This window comes from Citricoccus sp. NPDC079358, assembly GCF_040702545.1.
GTDB lineage: Bacteria > Actinomycetota > Actinomycetes > Actinomycetales > Micrococcaceae > Citricoccus.
In genome coordinates this window covers 1-15,066 of sequence record NZ_JBFBLI010000016.1, presented here as the reverse complement: position 1 = coordinate 15,066, position 15,066 = coordinate 1, and the positions used below count along the sequence as shown (strand labels likewise).

Sequence of the window (15,066 nt, the reverse complement as noted above, 5' to 3'; positions counted from 1 at the left end):
CCGGGCGGAAGCACCTCGGGCGCCTCGGACACCGGGAGCATGCCGGACACCCGCAGCGGTCTAGACCCGGTAGGTGACCCCGGAGACCGCGACGGCGAGGTCGCCGGCATAGGTCTCCCGTGCCTCGATGGAGGCGGCCAGGGGGTCCGTCCACACGGGAAGGTGGGTCAGCAGCAGCCGGCGGGCGCCGGCGTCGGTGGCCATCTGCCCCGCACGCCGGCCGGTGAGGTGGACCCCGTCGATGCCGTCGTCGCGGCCCTCCTGGAAGGCGGCCTCGCAGAGGAACAAGTCTGCGTCGCGGGCGGCCTCGACCAGGCCATCACAGGTGTCCGTGTCACCGGAGTAGGTCAGCACCCGGTGCACCGACTCGCCGTCCGGGCCAGGTTCGGTGATCTCCAGACGCAGCGCGTACGCCTCGTCGATGGGGTGGCGCACCGGGACGGGCGTGATGGTGAAGGGGCCGACGGTCACGGGGACGTTCGCCTGCCAGTGGTGGAAGTCGAAATCCGGATGCATGCCGGGGTCCGGGTCGAGTCCGTAGGCGGTCGCCATGCGGTCCGCGGTGGCGGCGGGGCCGTACACGGGAACGTGGATGCCCTTCCAGCCGTACGGGTTCCAGCGGATGGCCACGTGCAGTCCGCAGAGGTCCATGCAGTGGTCCGGGTGCAGGTGGGTGAGCAGCACCGCGTCGATGTCGTCCAGAGCCATATAGCGCTGCAGTGTGCCCAGGGCACCATTGCCCAGATCCATCAGGATCCGCCAGGTCTTCCGGCTACCGGGTGCGCCGTCCGGGTCCGGCCCTTCAGCCGTGACGAGATAACACGAGGCCGGCGAGCCCGGACCGGGGAACGATCCTGAGGCTCCGATGATCGTGAGCTTCACCCTGCGTCCGGCCTTTCCTCCGTGGCGATCCCCCGATGACCCGCGCTCGACAGGCTTGAGACCGGCACGGGGGATCCTGCGTTGGAACCACTGTACTGTCCGTTTCCGCCCTGTCCGTTTCCGTCCTGGGCCGCCGAGAGCATCTCCGGGGTGATCCGGGCCAGCACTCCGGTCGGGTAGCGCTCGGAGATGTGGTCGACCTGCTGCACGCCGCCCACCTCGGGGCCGAGGAAACGCCGGGCCAATGTCTCGAAGTACTGCGGGTCGCCGGTCGCCATGAACCGGTGACCGGGTTGCTCCGCGGCACCGCCCGCCGCACTACCCGCGGCACCGCCCGCTGGACTCTCCAGACCGTGCCGGACCAACGCCCGGTAGACGTCCTTCGCCGTCTCCTCCGCAGAGGAGACCAGCGTGACGGACTCCCCCATCACCAGCGAGATCACGCCCGTCAGCAGCGGGTAGTGGGTGCATCCCAACACCAGGGTGTCCACGCCCGCCTCCTTCAACGGGGCCAGGTACCGCTCGGCGGTGGCCAGCAGCTCTGGTCCCGTGGTGACGCCGGCCTCCACGAACTCGACGAACCGCGGGCAGGCCACCGAGGTGATCTCCAACTGCGGCGCGGCAGCGAAGGTGTCCTCATAGGCCCGCGAACTCACCGTGGCCTCGGTCCCGATGACCCCGATCTTCCCGTTGCGGGTGGCGGCGACCGCCCGCCGCACGGCCGGCTGGATGACCTCCACCACCGGGATCCCGTACCGGGCGGTATACCGTTCCCGGGCATCGCGCAGCACGGCGGCCGAGGCGGAATTGCAGGCGATGACCAGGACCTTCACGCCGGCGTCGACCAACTCGTCCATGATCCCGAGCGCGAAGGCCCGCACCTGGGCGATGGTCCGCGGCCCGTAGGGGCCATTGGCCGTGTCCCCCACATACGCGATCTGTTCGCCGGGCAGCTGGTCGATGATGGCGCGGGCGACCGTCAGCCCGCCGACCCCGGAGTCGAAGACGCCGATGGGGGCCGTCGGCACGGGCGTGTTGGTCATGGTCGGGTCGGTCCTTCGGTCAGCAGGTGTCGTTCCAGCAGGTGTCGTTCCAGCAGTCTGCAGTCAAGCACGATTCAGTCGGGAAGCCGGGTGGACAGGGCCAGCATCAACGTCTCGAGCAGCCAGGTCGTGAAGTTGTACAACAGCGCCATATAGGACTCCACGTCCTTGGCTGCGGACCAGTCGTCCACCGCGTGCACCCGTTCGGCGTCCTCGTCCGCGTCGATGCCCAGCCGGGCCGAGAGCACCAGGCGCACGTCGTTGAGGGCGCGGCTGAAGGCGATGGCTTGCTCTTCGTCCAGCACCACGGGGTTGACCTGCAGCGCAGCCACGGACCGTTGGAGGTCGGCCGTCTTGGCCCGACGGACGCCGTCCTCCGTCAGCGCCCGGAACTCGGCGGCGGCGGCCTGCTCGGCAGCCGTGTCGCCGTGCACCCCGGGCGGCAGCAGCCGCGCGAGCGCTTCGTCCTGCGGAGCCTCTCGCGAGGGGGCGTCCTCGCCGGCCCCCGTCGGATTCCCGACGCCGGCCGGCTCGCCAGCACTGGCGTCGTCCGCTCCCAGCGGCCCCAGTCCCGAGACGATGTCCCAGAACGGGTCGGCGGACGGCTCGGAGGACGGTCCGGACGCGGACTCGGAGGCAGCCCCGGTGGGCGTCTCCTGCCCCACGTCCAGCAGCTGGATCACGTCTTTGAACAGGGTTCGCAGCAGGCGCCGCTCTGCTTTCTCCAGGTCGGCGACGAACCCCTTCGGCGTGCTCTTGAAGGCACGGGCCATCAGGCTCCCTCCCCCTGCTCGTGCTGGAGGGTGGCCCACAGGCCGTAACCGTGCATCGCCTGGACGTGGCGCTCGGATTCCTCCCGGCCCCCGGAGGAGACGATCGCCTTGCCTTCCTGGTGCACCTGGAGCATGAGGGTGTCGGCCTTGGCCCGGCTGAAGCCGAAGTAGGAGCGGAACACGTAGGAGACGTAGCTCATGAGGTTGACGGGGTCGTTCCACACGACCACCTGCCAGGGCCGGTCAGCGGCGGTGCGCTCGGCGGTCCCGGCGGAGGTCTCCTCCCGCTCCAAGACGTCTGTTCCCGTCCCGGGCCGTCCACCCGGCAGATCACGGGGGCGGTCCTGGTGAGAACGGCTGGGAACGACATCCCGGGTGCCTGGGGAACTGCCTGGGTTACTACCAGGAGAACGGAGGGTCAAGAACATGGCAGCCATTCTACGGCGAACGGTACCCAGCGGACGGCGGGCGGCGCCCAGCACCCAGCGCCCGGCACCCAGCGCCCGGCAGACGGCGGACGGCGCCCAGCACCCAGCGCCCGGCAGACGGCACCGGCGTCCACGCGTGGTCAAGAGTTGTAGGGTGTCAGTCGTGACCGACCAGATTTCCACCGGCACGGCCGGTTGGCTGCTCCCGACGTCCCTGTTCACGGACCACTATGAACTGACCATGCTGGAGGCTGCCCTCCAGTCCGGGGCAGCACACCGCCGCAGCCTGTTCGAGGTCTTCGCCCGCCGGCTGGCCGAGGGCCGCCGCTACGGCGTGGTGGCGGGGACCGGGCGTCTGCTCGAGGGGTTGGCCACGTTTCGTTTCGGCACCGAGGAGCTGGACTTCCTCTCCGACCACCGGGTGGTCAAGGACACCACGTTGCAGTGGCTGGCCGATTTCCGCTTCTCCGGCAATATCTACGGCTACGCCGAGGGCGAGGCGTATTTCCCCTACTCCCCCCTCCTCCAGGTCGAGTCCACCTTCGCCGAGGCCTGCATCCTCGAGACCTACCTGCTGTCCGTGCTCAACTACGACTCCGCGGTGGCCTCGGCCGCCTCGCGTATGACCTCGGCCGCCGACGGCCGCCCCTGTATCGAGATGGGCTCGCGCCGGATCAATGAGGAGTCCGCCGTCGCCGCGGCCCGGGCCGCCGTCATCGCGGGCTTCGCCTCCACCTCCAACCTCGCGGCCGGGATCCGCTATGGACTGAAGACGGTGGGCACCGCTGCCCACTCCTTCACCCTGTTGCACGATTCCGAACGCGAGGCCTTTGAGGCCCAGGTGGCCTCGCTCGGCAAGGACACCACCCTGCTCGTGGACACCTTCGACGTGGAGTCCGGCGTCCGGACCGCGGTCGAGGTGGCCGGACGGGAGCTGCGCAACGTCCGGTTGGACTCGGGTGACCTCGTGGAGCAGGCGCATTGGGTGCGCTCGCTGCTCAACGAGCTCGGCAACGAGGAAACCGGCATCATGGTCACCTCGGATCTGGACGAATACGCCATCGCCCACTTGCAGTCGGCGCCGGTGAACTCCTACGGCGTGGGCACCCGGCTGGTCACCGGCTCGGGCGCGCCCACGGCGTCGATGGTCTACAAGCTGGTCAGCCGTCAGGACGGCAACGGCACATGGATCGATGTGGCCAAGGCCGCCGCCGGCAAAAATTCCCTGGGCGGCCGCAAGCACGCGGTCCGCCGGCTCAACAGGTCCGGGCGCGCTACCGCCGAGCTGCTCACGGTCAACCAGCGGGCCGAGGCCGAGGCCGACGACCGCCCGCTGCAACACGCCTTCGTCCGCGATGGCGAACTCCAGCCCGGCTGGACCGGACCGGACGCCGTCACCCGGGCAGCAGACCGGCACCGGGCCTCCCGTGCGGAATTGCCCGCCGCAGTGCGTAGACTGCAGCCCGGCGAACCGGTCATCCCGACCGTGTTCAACGGGGCCTGAGGGCCTCCCCCACCACCGCTTCACCCCCGCGTCAGAACAGGAAAGAACTTCACCATGCGCGCCTTGGTCATCGTGGATGTGCAAAACGACTTCTGTGAGGGCGGTACCCTCGGCGTCGACGGCGGCGCCCGGGTGGCCGGCAGGATCACGGCCTTCCTGGACGAGCACGCCCAGGACTACGCCGCGGTGGTCGCCACCCGCGACTGGCACGTGGATCCGGGTCCCCACTTCGCCGACGAGGGCACCGAGCCGGACTACACCGAGACCTGGCCCGTGCACTGCGTCGCCGGAACCGGAGGTGCCGAACTGCATCCGGAGCTGGACACCGAGTTCATCGACGCCCAGTTCCTCAAGGGCCGCTTCGACGCTTCATACTCCGGCTTCGACGGCCAGCTCGGCCTTCCGGACATGGTGCGCTCCGGCGCCCCCGAGGGCACGTCCGGCCCCTTCGGCGCCACTGCCGCGGCCGCCACAGCCGTCGAGGAGGACGCCCCGGGCCTGGACGACTGGCTGCGAGCGGAGGGCATCAACTCCGTCACCGTCGTCGGGATCGCCACCGACCACTGCGTCCGCGCCACGGTGCTGGACGCCATCGACGCCGGCTATGACACCTCCGTGTTCACGGACCTCGTGACGGGTGTGGACCCGGAGCGGTCCGAGGAGGCCCTGGAACTCATGGAGGAGAACGGCGCCGTGCTGCAGATGTGGGGCGGCGCGGCAGACTAGCGCTGCGTCCTCACGTCCGGCTCACGGCCGGATCACTTCCGGCCGACGAACCAGCCCTGGAGGGTCTTCAGCCGCGTCTCCAGCTGCTCGGCCGTTGCCTGGGCCACGGCCGGCCCGCCGCTGATCTCGCGGAGGCGGTTGTGGATCATCCCGTGCGGGGTCCCGGACCGTGCCGACCACGCCGAGACGTTCTTGGACAACTCCGACCTCATCTGCTTGAGCCGGCGGTGGTCCACCACCTGCTCGGTCCCCGGGCCGGCACCGTGGTGCGCCGGGTCCGACGCCGTGTTCCCGCCGGTCTTGGGCCGGCGCTTGAGCTGATCGGCCTGGCGCTGACGCAACAGCTCGCCCACCTGCTCGGCATCCAGCAGACCCGGGATGCCGAGGAAGTCCAGTTCGTCCTCGGAACCGATCGCCCCGCCGGTGCCGAACTCGGAGCCGTCGAACAGGACCTTGTCGAAGGACGCCTGGGATTCCAGGGCCTTGAACTCGGACTTCGTCAGGGAGTCCGAAGCACGCTCCTGCCGGTTGGCCGCGGCCAGCAGGTCCTCCTCCGGAGACTGGGACAGGTCCTCCAGCTCGTCCACCCCGGCAGCTGACTCGGGCCGGTCCAGGGCATGATCCCGCTCGGCCTCCATCTCGTTGGCCAGCAGCATCAGCTGCGGCACGGACGGCAGGAAGACACTGGCGGTCTCCCCGCGCTTGCGGGAGCGCACGAAACGGCCGACGGCCTGGGCGAAGAACAACGGCGTGGACGTGGAGGTGGCGTACACGCCCACGCAGAGCCGCGGCACGTCGACGCCCTCGGACACCATGCGCACGGCGACCATCCACCGCTGGGTCCCGGCCGAGAACTCCTCGATCTTGTCCGAGGCCCCCTTGTCGTCCGAGAGCACCACGGTGACCTCCTCGCCGGTGATCCGCTTCAGCTGCGCGGCGTACGCCCGCGCGTCCTCGTGGTCGGTCGCGATGACGAGGGCGCCGGCGTCGGGCACATTGCGCCGCACCTCCGTGAGGCGCCGGTCCGCGGCCGCCAGGACCGAGGGGATCCATTCCCCCTCCGGGTTGAGTGCCGTCCGCCAGGCCTGGGCTGTGATGTCCTTGGTGGCGGCCTCTCCGAGCTGGGCCTCCATGATGTCGCCCGTGGTGGTCTTCCAGCGCATCTGGCCGGAGTACGCCATGAAGATCACGGGACGGACCACGTGGTCACGCAGGGCCGGGCCATAGCCGTAGGTGTAGTCGGACTTCGAGCGGCGGATGCCGTCGTCGTACTCCACATACTCGACAAACGGGATGGCCGCCGTGTCCGAGCGGAACGGGGTGCCGGTCAGGGACAGCCGCCGGGTGGCCGGTTCGAAGGCCTCCCGGATGCCCTCGCCCCAGCTCAGGGCGTCGCCGCCGTGGTGGATCTCGTCCAGGATGACGAGGGTGCGGGCGTTCTCGGTGCGATTGCGGTGCAGGATGGGCTTCGAGGCGACCTGGGCGTACGTGAGCGCGACGCCGATGTACTCGTCTCCGTGCCGACCGTCCGAGTTCTTGAAGTTGGGATCGATGGCGACGCCGATGCGGGCCGCTGAGTCGGCCCACTGACGCTTGAGGTGCTCCGTCGGCGCCACGACGGCGATGCGGGTGACGGTCCCGGCCTCCAACAGCATCTTGGCCACGCGCAGGGCGAAGGTGGTCTTGCCGGCGCCGGGGGTGGCGACCGCCATGAAGTCCTGCGGCTGTTTGGACAGGTACAGCTCCAGGGCCTCCTGCTGCCATTGGCGCAGTTTCGGAGCGGTACCCCAGGCGGCCCGCTCCGGCAGCGCCGGGGGCAGGTCGTCACCGATGTGGAACAGGGCGCCGGGCACGGCATCAGTCACGGGATCAGTCACGGAGTTTCGGAGGCCTCCTTGCGGGCGTGGGCATGCACAGGGTCATGCGTGGGACGGTCCGGGACCGCGGGATGAGGGACACGGCACGACGCCGGCCGGCCGGGTCGGGCGCGGTCCGTCACGTGGGCACGGTCAGGGAAAGAGGTCAGGGAAAGTCGGTCAGGGAAAGACTGGTGTCGGAGGGCGCGTGGACGTAGCCCAGAGCACGGCGGGACAGGCGAACGGTCAGATCACGGCGGGACAGGACAGGACGACAGGATCGCCGTTCAGCCGCGGCCGCCGAACCAGCCGCGCCGTCCCCCACCGGACCCGCCCTGGCCGGAGTCCCCGCCGGAGTTGCCGTCCTTGGGGGATTTCAGGCCGTCGTAGATCTCCTTGCACTCCGGACAGACGGGGAATCGCTCCGGGTCCCGGCCCGGGGTCCAGACCTTGCCACACAGGGCCACCACGGGATCGCCGGTGACGGCGGACTCCATGATCTTCTCCTTGCGGACATAGTGGGAGAAGCGCTCGTGGTCGCCCGGCTCGGCATCCTGCAGCTGCTCCTGGCGGTCGAGGACCGCGGCTCCGCCGCTGCTGGGGCCGCCAGGGGCCCCCGGGGCGCCCGGCTGATGGGGGTCAGGATCGGCAGGCAAACTCATGTCCACCAGTCTACCGCCACGGCACCCGGATGGAGGCAAGTCTGCGGGCAGGGACAAGGACGGGGCCACTCATCCGGTGGCGGCCAGCACCGACTGATAGGTATCGGCCTGGGAACGGTCGAACCACTTCGCGCCGAGCCGGATGCCCAGCCACAGCAGGAACACCCCCAGTCCCAGGCCCACCACGAGGGTGATCCACATCAGCAGCAGGGTGCCGGTGGCCAGGGCCACGACGTAGAGGATCAGGCTGGGCAGGCAGAGCGCGCCGACCACCACCATGGCGCCGAGGGAGATGAGCATCATGCGCATGCCACCGCCCTCAGGCGTGGCGAACGGACTGGCCCCGGGTGGCGGCACCGGGTAGATGAACCGGGCCGAGACCAGGGCGGAAACGCCCGCCCCGGTCAGCAGGGCACCGATCCCGAGGCCGATCAGCCCGGGCAGCAGCCACCATTGGCCGGCCATCCACACGGTGGCGACGGTGAACAGCAGCGTCACGGGGATCCCCCACGCCAGCAGGGAACCGATCCGGCCGACGCGGTCGTCCCGGCCGGAGACACCGGCGGTCACGTGCTGGGCGAAGGCCGAACCGTCATAGCTGATGTCCGCGGAGATGGAGTAGCCGAGCATGAAGCCGGTGATGGGACCCATCAACAGGATCATCACGTACTCACCGGACTGGTAGCCGAGGAACCAGAAGAGCACCAGCAGCAACGGCAACACCACCAGGGATGCCGAATAGCGGGGGTCCTTGAGCCAGTAGATCAGCGAGCGGGCGGCGATGGCTCCGGCCGGTGTCCCCGGGAACACCCCCAGCAGGCCCACGCCGGCCTTGGTCTTCGAGCTGGCGGGACCGGAACCGCGCACCTGCGCATAGCTGCGGTTGACGGCCAGCTGCCAGAGCCACAGGGCCCCGGCCACCCACACCAGGCACAGCACGGCCTGGGCCGCGGCCTCGAGCAGTCGCCCTTCCGCCAGTGCCCAGGGGGCCCCGGTGAAGGAGCCGAGGGGGGTCCAGGCGATGATGGCCGCCAGGCCGGGCAGCTGCTCCAGGGCGGCCTCCACTGATTCGACGATGCCGGTGAGGATGACGCCGGCCAGCATCAGGGGGATGAAGGCGACGATGGACATGATCTCGCGGATCCGCCGTTGCCCCGTGATCCCGGCCAGCAGTCCGGTCACCGCATAGGACATGCAGATGCAGAAGACGGCACCGAGGATGGTGGTCGGCACGGCCAGCAGCATCGCGCCGGCCTGGTCCCGCCATGCGAGCGTTGACAACAGGAAGCCGATGAGGGTGGCCGCACCTGGGATCGTGGCCAGCCCGGCCATGGCCAGGCCGAGGACCAGCTGGCGGGACGGGACCCCGAAGGTGGCGAAGTTCGCCGGGTCCAGGGTGAGGTCCACCCCGGTGAAGAAGACGGGGATGATGATCCAGCCGAGTACGGCGACGGCACCGACCAGAGTGAGGATGGCACCCCGGGCGTCCGTCTCGAGCTCCGGCATGAACGAGGCCCCGACGCCCAGCATCACGAGGACGAACGCGAGATACGCCATCAGCAGGATGGCCAGGACCAACTGGCCGGTGCTTTTCTTCCACCCGTTGACCGTGATGGCCAGCTTCATGCGAATCAGGTGCGCAACCATGACAGGCCCTCTCCGGTCGAGCGGCCACCCACGAGATCCACGAAGCGGTCCTCGAGGCTCTGACCGTCCCGGACCTCGTCCACGGTTCCGGCTGCCAGGAGGTTGCCCTGAGCGATGATCGCCACGTGGTCACACATCCGCTGGACGAGGTCCATGACGTGGCTGGAGACGATCACGGTTCCACCCGACTGCACGAACTGCGCCAGGATGTCCCGGATGTTGGCGGCGGAGACCGGGTCCACGGCCTCGAAGGGCTCGTCCAGGACCAGGACCTTCGGGGCGTGGATCATGGCCGACGCCAGCGCGACCTTCTTGGTCATGCCGGCCGAATAGTCCACCACCAGCTTCCCGGCGTCCCCCGTGAGGTCCATGACCCGCAGCAGATCGGCGGTGCGCTCCGCCACCGTGTCCCGGTCCAGCCCCCGCAGGAGACCCGAGTACGTGACGAGCTGTTCCCCGGTGAGCCGATCGAAGAGGCGCACGCCGTCAGCGAGCACGCCCATGCGCCGTTTGGCGATCAGGGGCTCGGACCAGACGTCGGTGCCGTGGATCCAGACCTGTCCGTGGTCCGGGCGCAGCAGTCCGGTGGCCATGGACATGGCGGTGGTCTTACCGGCGCCGTTCGGTCCGACCAGCCCGTAGAACGAACCGGCGGGCACATCAAGGGAGATGCCGTTGACGGCGATCTTCTCCCCGAAGCGCTTGGCCAGGCCACGGATGGCCAAGGCGGTGTCCGGATCCGGCACGGCGTCAGGCTGTTGAGGCGGGAATGGCGCGGACAGGGAGCTCTCAGGATTGCTCATGCCCTTGACGCTAGCAAGGGCAGGGTCCAGGCCACGAGAGCGCCATGGCCAGGATGACCATGACTTAAGTCAGGATCTGGACCCGCACGGTGTTGGTCAACCGAGTTGGCCCACCGTGTTCGTCAACGGTGTTCGTTAACCGAGTTCGTCAACCGGCGCTTAGAGTCAACCGGCGCTTAGAACAGCGCCATGGCCAGCGCCTTGCGGGACGCGGCCGTGCGCGGGTCCTGGTCACCCACCACGGTGTAGAGGCCCACGAGGTGTTCGCGGGCGGTGTTCCGCTCCTGCCCCGGGTGGCCGGCGATGAAGCGGACCAGACGGTGGAAGGCATCCTCCACGTGGCCGCCGAGCACGTCGAGATCGGCCACGTCGATCTGGGCCTGGACCTCATCCGGCTCGGTGGCGCCGCGTTCCCGCACGGTGTTCGCGTCCATGGCCGCGGTCCGGGCGAACAGCCCGGCGCGGGACAGTCCCACCTTGGCCTCCGCGTCGGCGGGGTTCTCGGCCAGAGCCCTGCGGTAGGCGTCCTCGGCCGCCTCGTACTGGCCGGCCTCGAGCGCGTCCTGGGCCTCCTGGTGCAGCGGCGGTAGCGGCGGGGCGGCCGGGGCCTCCTGCCCCGCGGATCCGGCGGCACCCTGGCCGTACTCGCGGGCCGGGGCCAGCGGAGGCACGGTGCCGGAGACGCCGTTCTGGGCGGCAGCGGCGAGCAGCTCGTCCAGGAGTTGCTCGAGCTGGTCGGCGGGAACCGCCTGGTTCAGGACCGGAATCGGCTGACCGGCCAGGACGGCGACGACGGCCGGCCCGGCGGCCAGCCCGAAGACCTGGAGAACCTGCGGGTCGGCCTCGGCATCCACTCTGGCCAGGATCAGCTGACCGCCCCGCGCGTCCACGGCGGGGGCCACGAGATCATCGATCTGCTGGCTCGCGGGGTTCGAGGGCGCTGTCAGGTGGACGAGGACCGGCACACGGGAGGACAGCTGGATCAACTGCTGCAGGTCGCCCTGGCTGGCGTGGTCCAGGACCCAGCTTCCCGCCGCCGCACCCTGGGCCGGCGCCTGGCCAGCCGTTCCGGCCTGCGCCGGCTGTCCGGGCTGGCCGGGTTGGCCCGCCGACCGCTTGAGCGCGGACAGGTCGAGGGCCCCCCGCAGGTGGGTCGGCATGGCTGGGGGCTGCTGGGACATTCGAGCACTCCTTGAAGGGATCGAGAGCTAGATCGGGAACTGGATCGAGAGCTGGCGGGCACCCGTCACTCGTAGGTGACGGCCTGCAACTCGTCCGTCAGGGCCACCATGGAGACCTTGGCTTCTTCTCCGGTGGCGCCCTCGGCCGGGATGCGCAGGCCCACCACTTCACGGTACGTCATCTCCACCGGCGAGTTGCTCTCAGTGCTGTCTTCGCCCGCCAGGGCGGCAGCCACCTCGTCCACCATCACGGTGGCTCCCTCCTCGCGCGGGGCGATGGTCATCCGGGCGTCCAGGAGGCCCATCACCAGGGCGGAGCCATCGGCCAGGCGCATCGTGGTCGTCGTCCCCGGAATGGACTCACGGAGGAGGGACAGGCGGGCATCGGGCGCCTCCTCCTCGATGCTGGCCTGGTAGTCATGGATTTCATCCACCGTGCTGTTGTGCGCGAACTGGTCACCGAAGGAGTGGTCCGGCACATTCAGGTACCGGGCCAGCCCGTCCACGGCAGCGGCGGGCGACATGACCAGACCGCTGCCGTCATCCTCCGCCACCATCTCGACCGCCGTGTTGGACAAGTCGCTGGCCGGCAGCCGGGCCGCCGGGATCATGGACGCGGCGGTCACCAGCCGGTACTGTGCCCGTGCCGAGTCCTGCCGCAACACCAGCAGCTGCGGGGTGGTGTTGGCCTCGCCCTGGGTCACCACGGTGACCGTGCGCGGAAACGCGGGATCGGCCGGCGCCAGCACGGATCGGAGGGGTGCGGCCGCTACCGGCTCAGCTGCCCGCACGTCGTCCGAGACCTGGACGTTGGCGTAGTTGGCGGCCCGCATGGACAGCTGGGGGTCGGCCACGCGGGGCTTGAGAACCTCGGGGTCCTGCTCCTCATCGCCCTCGGCCACGACCGACTCGATCTCGCCGAGGATGCGCTCCAACTGGCTGTCGGTCAGGACCGGGTACTGGTCGCCCTCGCCCTCCGGCGCCCGGTCCGGGGCCTCCGGGGCGTCGCTGGCCGGAGCACTCTGAGTGCCCTGCGCGGTCGCCGGGCCCACGCCCAGGACCCCCACCAGGGCCAGGCTTCCGGCCAGGAGGCCAGCGAGCCGGGCCCGGGGGGTGTGGGTTCGGGGAGCCTGCGTGCGGGAGACCTGCCCGGTCCCGTCGGCGTTCGGCGTGGTCGGCGTCGTTGAAGTGGTCGGCGTGGTCGAAGCCGAGCTGCCACGCACGTCCGGGGAGCCAGCGCTGGTGCCGCCGGTGCCGCCGTCGTGGTGGTGGTGGTGGTGATCGTGGTGATGGTCGTGGTTTCCCGTATTGCCCGAGGCCGTCCGGCGACGGATCAGGAGCGCCCACACCAGCAGGGCGAGTCCGGCGAGGACCAGCAGGCCGCCGATGATGGCCAGCGGGACGATCCACGGGCTGTCGCCGAGCGTGTTGGTCCAGCTCACCGTCATCTCGGCCGGTGCAGGCTCGGTGCCGTCGGCGGCGACCAACAGGGACCAGTCCCCCTCGGACGGCACGGACCACCGCTGGTCGATCGTGCCGCTGGCCTCCTGAGTGTCCACCCACAGATCGGAACCGGCGGGGTCGGGGACCGTGGCCTCTCCCTCGGTGTGCTCCACCACCACCTGCGGGTCCTGGCCGTTCGGGACCTCGGTCTCAACGCCGGTGACGGTGTTGTGGGCGGCGTCGCCGATCCACGCCTCGATGTCCCGGGTCTGCCCGAGCATCACCGTGTAGTCGCCGTCGCCGGTGAGCGTGTAGTCCACCGGGTCCTCCGCGACGTCGTTGATGCCACCGGTGATGACGGTCAGGGGAGCCTCCGGCACGGCATCGACGGAGGACTGGTCCGTCGCGGCCGTCAGCGTCGCCGGAGGGGCCCAGATCGTCTGCAGGCCGACGGCGCCGAAAATGGCGGCAAGGCCCAATATCAGGGCTACTACTCCGGAAACAACTCGCACGCGGTCTACCTGTCTATGGATCGGGGGATCTGTGGCGGTGGTGTGTGGCGGTGCCACGGCTGAAAGCGGTGCGAGGGCAGAACCCTGCCGCACCTCAGCACCCCAGTATACCGAGAAGGTCACCAAATGATAACGACGCAGGTCGTCCCGGGACTCGTGCGGGTGACGTAACCTGTGGCTTGTGCAGGACCACGACTCCCCCCACGCGGCTTCCGATTCCGCCCCCGAGGCCGCTCCCGGCAGCCCGTCCGGGGCCGCCGCCGGTACCCCCGCGGCCGCGGACGCCGCAGCCGCCACACCGCGCTCCGGCCTCCTTCGACGGTGGTGGGCCGCACGCCGGCTTCCCGGTGCACGGCCCCGGCCCCGATTCGAGTTGCGGCCGGCGGCCGCCTCCACCACCGCGGCCGAGATCGAGGCGAATGCGGGGCCCTCGGTTCGTGCCGCCGACGCCGCCGACCCGTCCCACCGCGTCCGGCTGGTCCAGTGGGCCCATCCGGTCCAGACCGGGTTCCTGTTCACCTTCGGCGTGGGCCTGGCCTTCCTGCTGTACGGGATCATCTCCGCCAACACCCAACTGCTCGTATGGATCGGCGCCGCCCTGTTCATCTCCCTCGGGCTGGATCCAGTCGTCCGCCGCATCGAGTCGTGGGGCGCCCCCCGAGGGGTGGGCGTGGCGGCGGCCGTCCTGCTGCTGGCCGCGATCCTGACGCTGTTCTTCTCCCTGCTCATCCCCACGGTGGTCGAGCAGACCACGGCCTTCGTCAACGACCTGCCGGCCATGGTCTCCGACTTCCTGGAATCGCAGTTCTTCCACGATCTGGACAGCCAGTTCGGCATCCGGGACATCGCGGTGACGGAGCTGGAGAAGTTCATCGGCGACTCGTCTAACGTCACGGCCCTCTTCGGCGGGCTCTTCGGGGTGGGCACCGCCATCGTCAACACCGGGTTCTCCGTGCTGATCGTGCTGGTTCTGACCCTGTACTTCCTCGCCACCTTGCCGGCCATGAAGTTCTGGGCTTACCGGCTGGCTCCGAGCACCCGGCGCCCCCGGGTCGAGTACCTCGGCGAGGAGATCACCTCCTCCGTGGGGCACTACGTCATCGGCCAGTCGGTCGTGGCGGGTCTCAACGGACTGGTCGCCTTCGTCGCCATCTCCATCGCGGGGATCCCCTTCGGGGCGCTCCTGGCGTTCTTCGCCGGACTGATGGCCTTCATCCCCCTCGTGGGCGCCATGACCGGCGGCATCATCCTGACCCTCGTGGCCTTGACCGGCGGATGGCAGCAGGCCCTGATCTTCGCCGCCATCTACTTCATCTACCTCCAGGTCGAGGCCTACTTCGTCTCCCCGCGCGTGATGAGCAAGGCCGTGGCCGTGCCGGGTTCCGTCGCCGTGATCGCCGTTATCGCCGGGGCCGCCCTCCTCGGGGTGTTGGGCGCACTGATGGCCATCCCACTCGCGGCGGCCATCATGCTGGTGGTCAAGGAAGTGCTGATCCCGCGGCAGGACCGGATCTAGGTGCGTGGGTCGGTAGTGATTTGATGACCCGCGGAGTGTGAAGGGTCAGGGTCGGCGAGGACGGGGTAGTACTGACCCGGGGCGGCAGCG

General features: G+C 69.8%; 13 protein-coding genes. 3 read left to right on the top strand and 10 right to left on the bottom strand.

Annotation, left to right across the window (positions count from 1 at the left end; all coding sequences use genetic code 11):
• Positions 1–60 precede the first annotated feature (60 nt).
• The 4 genes from AB0333_RS15260 to clpS all read right to left on the bottom strand — a co-directional run bounded on the left by AB0333_RS15260 (position 61) and on the right by clpS (position 2,991).
• Complete coding sequence (locus AB0333_RS15260; protein WP_366219555.1) at positions 61–882, bottom strand: MBL fold metallo-hydrolase; 822 nt, start codon at positions 880–882, stop codon at positions 61–63.
• Positions 879–1,925, bottom strand: coding sequence for a glutamate racemase (gene murI, locus AB0333_RS15255; protein WP_366219554.1), 1,047 nt, complete (start codon positions 1,923–1,925; stop codon positions 879–881). The genes AB0333_RS15260 and murI overlap by 4 nt, the downstream gene beginning before the upstream one ends.
• Before the next feature lie 74 nt (positions 1,926–1,999).
• Positions 2,000–2,698 carry a DUF2017 family protein gene (locus AB0333_RS15250; protein ID WP_366219553.1) on the bottom strand — a complete coding sequence of 233 codons (699 nt, stop codon included), beginning with the start codon at positions 2,696–2,698 and terminating at the stop codon, positions 2,000–2,002.
• Positions 2,698–2,991 carry an ATP-dependent Clp protease adapter ClpS gene (gene clpS, locus AB0333_RS15245; protein ID WP_245952423.1) on the bottom strand — a complete coding sequence of 98 codons (294 nt, stop codon included), beginning with the start codon at positions 2,989–2,991 and terminating at the stop codon, positions 2,698–2,700. The genes AB0333_RS15250 and clpS overlap by 1 nt, the downstream gene beginning before the upstream one ends.
• A 310-nt stretch (positions 2,992–3,301) precedes the next feature.
• Between clpS and AB0333_RS15240 the strand changes: the two genes are divergently transcribed.
• Both AB0333_RS15240 and AB0333_RS15235 read left to right on the top strand, forming a co-directional pair.
• The gene (locus AB0333_RS15240) at positions 3,302–4,630 is read left to right on the top strand and encodes a nicotinate phosphoribosyltransferase (protein ID WP_366219577.1); all 1,329 of its coding nucleotides are present in this window, start codon (positions 3,302–3,304) and stop codon (positions 4,628–4,630) included.
• 54 nt (positions 4,631–4,684) lie between these two features.
• Positions 4,685–5,356, top strand: a complete 672-nt coding sequence (locus tag AB0333_RS15235) for an isochorismatase family protein (RefSeq protein WP_366219552.1) — start codon at positions 4,685–4,687, stop codon at positions 5,354–5,356.
• A 32-nt stretch (positions 5,357–5,388) separates the two neighbouring features.
• Here AB0333_RS15235 and AB0333_RS15230 read toward each other — a convergent pair whose 3' ends face one another.
• From AB0333_RS15230 to AB0333_RS15205, 6 genes are all read right to left on the bottom strand, one after another.
• Positions 5,389–7,233 carry a DEAD/DEAH box helicase gene (locus AB0333_RS15230; RefSeq protein WP_366219551.1) on the bottom strand — a complete coding sequence of 615 codons (1,845 nt, stop codon included), beginning with the start codon at positions 7,231–7,233 and terminating at the stop codon, positions 5,389–5,391.
• Between the two features lie 266 nt (positions 7,234–7,499).
• Positions 7,500–7,874 carry a DUF3039 domain-containing protein gene (locus AB0333_RS15225; protein WP_366219550.1) on the bottom strand — a complete coding sequence of 125 codons (375 nt, stop codon included), beginning with the start codon at positions 7,872–7,874 and terminating at the stop codon, positions 7,500–7,502.
• Between the two features lie 69 nt (positions 7,875–7,943).
• Positions 7,944–9,521 carry a hypothetical protein gene (locus tag AB0333_RS15220; protein WP_366219549.1) on the bottom strand — a complete coding sequence of 526 codons (1,578 nt, stop codon included), beginning with the start codon at positions 9,519–9,521 and terminating at the stop codon, positions 7,944–7,946.
• Positions 9,506–10,324, bottom strand: coding sequence for an ABC transporter ATP-binding protein (locus AB0333_RS15215; protein ID WP_366219548.1), 819 nt, complete (start codon positions 10,322–10,324; stop codon positions 9,506–9,508). Before AB0333_RS15215 ends, AB0333_RS15220 begins: the two co-directional genes overlap by 16 nt.
• Positions 10,325–10,500: 176 nt before the next feature.
• Entirely contained in the window at positions 10,501–11,505 is a 1,005-nt protein-coding gene (locus tag AB0333_RS15210; protein ID WP_366219547.1) for a tetratricopeptide repeat protein, read from the bottom strand.
• A 65-nt stretch (positions 11,506–11,570) separates the two neighbouring features.
• On the bottom strand, positions 11,571–13,460 hold the full coding sequence (locus AB0333_RS15205; RefSeq protein WP_366219546.1) for a hypothetical protein: 1,890 nt from the start codon (positions 13,458–13,460) through the stop codon (positions 11,571–11,573).
• Between the two features lie 181 nt (positions 13,461–13,641).
• Between AB0333_RS15205 and AB0333_RS15200 the strand changes: the two genes are divergently transcribed.
• Entirely contained in the window at positions 13,642–14,976 is a 1,335-nt protein-coding gene (locus AB0333_RS15200) for an AI-2E family transporter (protein ID WP_366219545.1), read from the top strand.
• Positions 14,977–15,066 lie beyond the last annotated feature (90 nt).

What these genes read in the sequence shown, in the direction of transcription:
- murI (WP_366219554.1), bottom strand. Translation starts at nt 1,925, where the DNA reads ATGACCAACACGCCCGTGCCGACGGCCCCCATCGGCGTCTTCGACTCC.
- AB0333_RS15250 (WP_366219553.1), bottom strand. Translation starts at nt 2,698, where the DNA reads ATGGCCCGTGCCTTCAAGAGCACGCCGAAGGGGTTCGTCGCCGACCTG.
- AB0333_RS15235 (WP_366219552.1), top strand. Translation starts at nt 4,685, where the DNA reads ATGCGCGCCTTGGTCATCGTGGATGTGCAAAACGACTTCTGTGAGGGC.
- AB0333_RS15225 (WP_366219550.1), bottom strand. Translation starts at nt 7,874, where the DNA reads ATGAGTTTGCCTGCCGATCCTGACCCCCATCAGCCGGGCGCCCCGGGG.
- AB0333_RS15220 (WP_366219549.1), bottom strand. Translation starts at nt 9,521, where the DNA reads ATGGTTGCGCACCTGATTCGCATGAAGCTGGCCATCACGGTCAACGGG.
- AB0333_RS15215 (WP_366219548.1), bottom strand. Translation starts at nt 10,324, where the DNA reads ATGAGCAATCCTGAGAGCTCCCTGTCCGCGCCATTCCCGCCTCAACAG.
- AB0333_RS15210 (WP_366219547.1), bottom strand. Translation starts at nt 11,505, where the DNA reads ATGTCCCAGCAGCCCCCAGCCATGCCGACCCACCTGCGGGGGGCCCTC.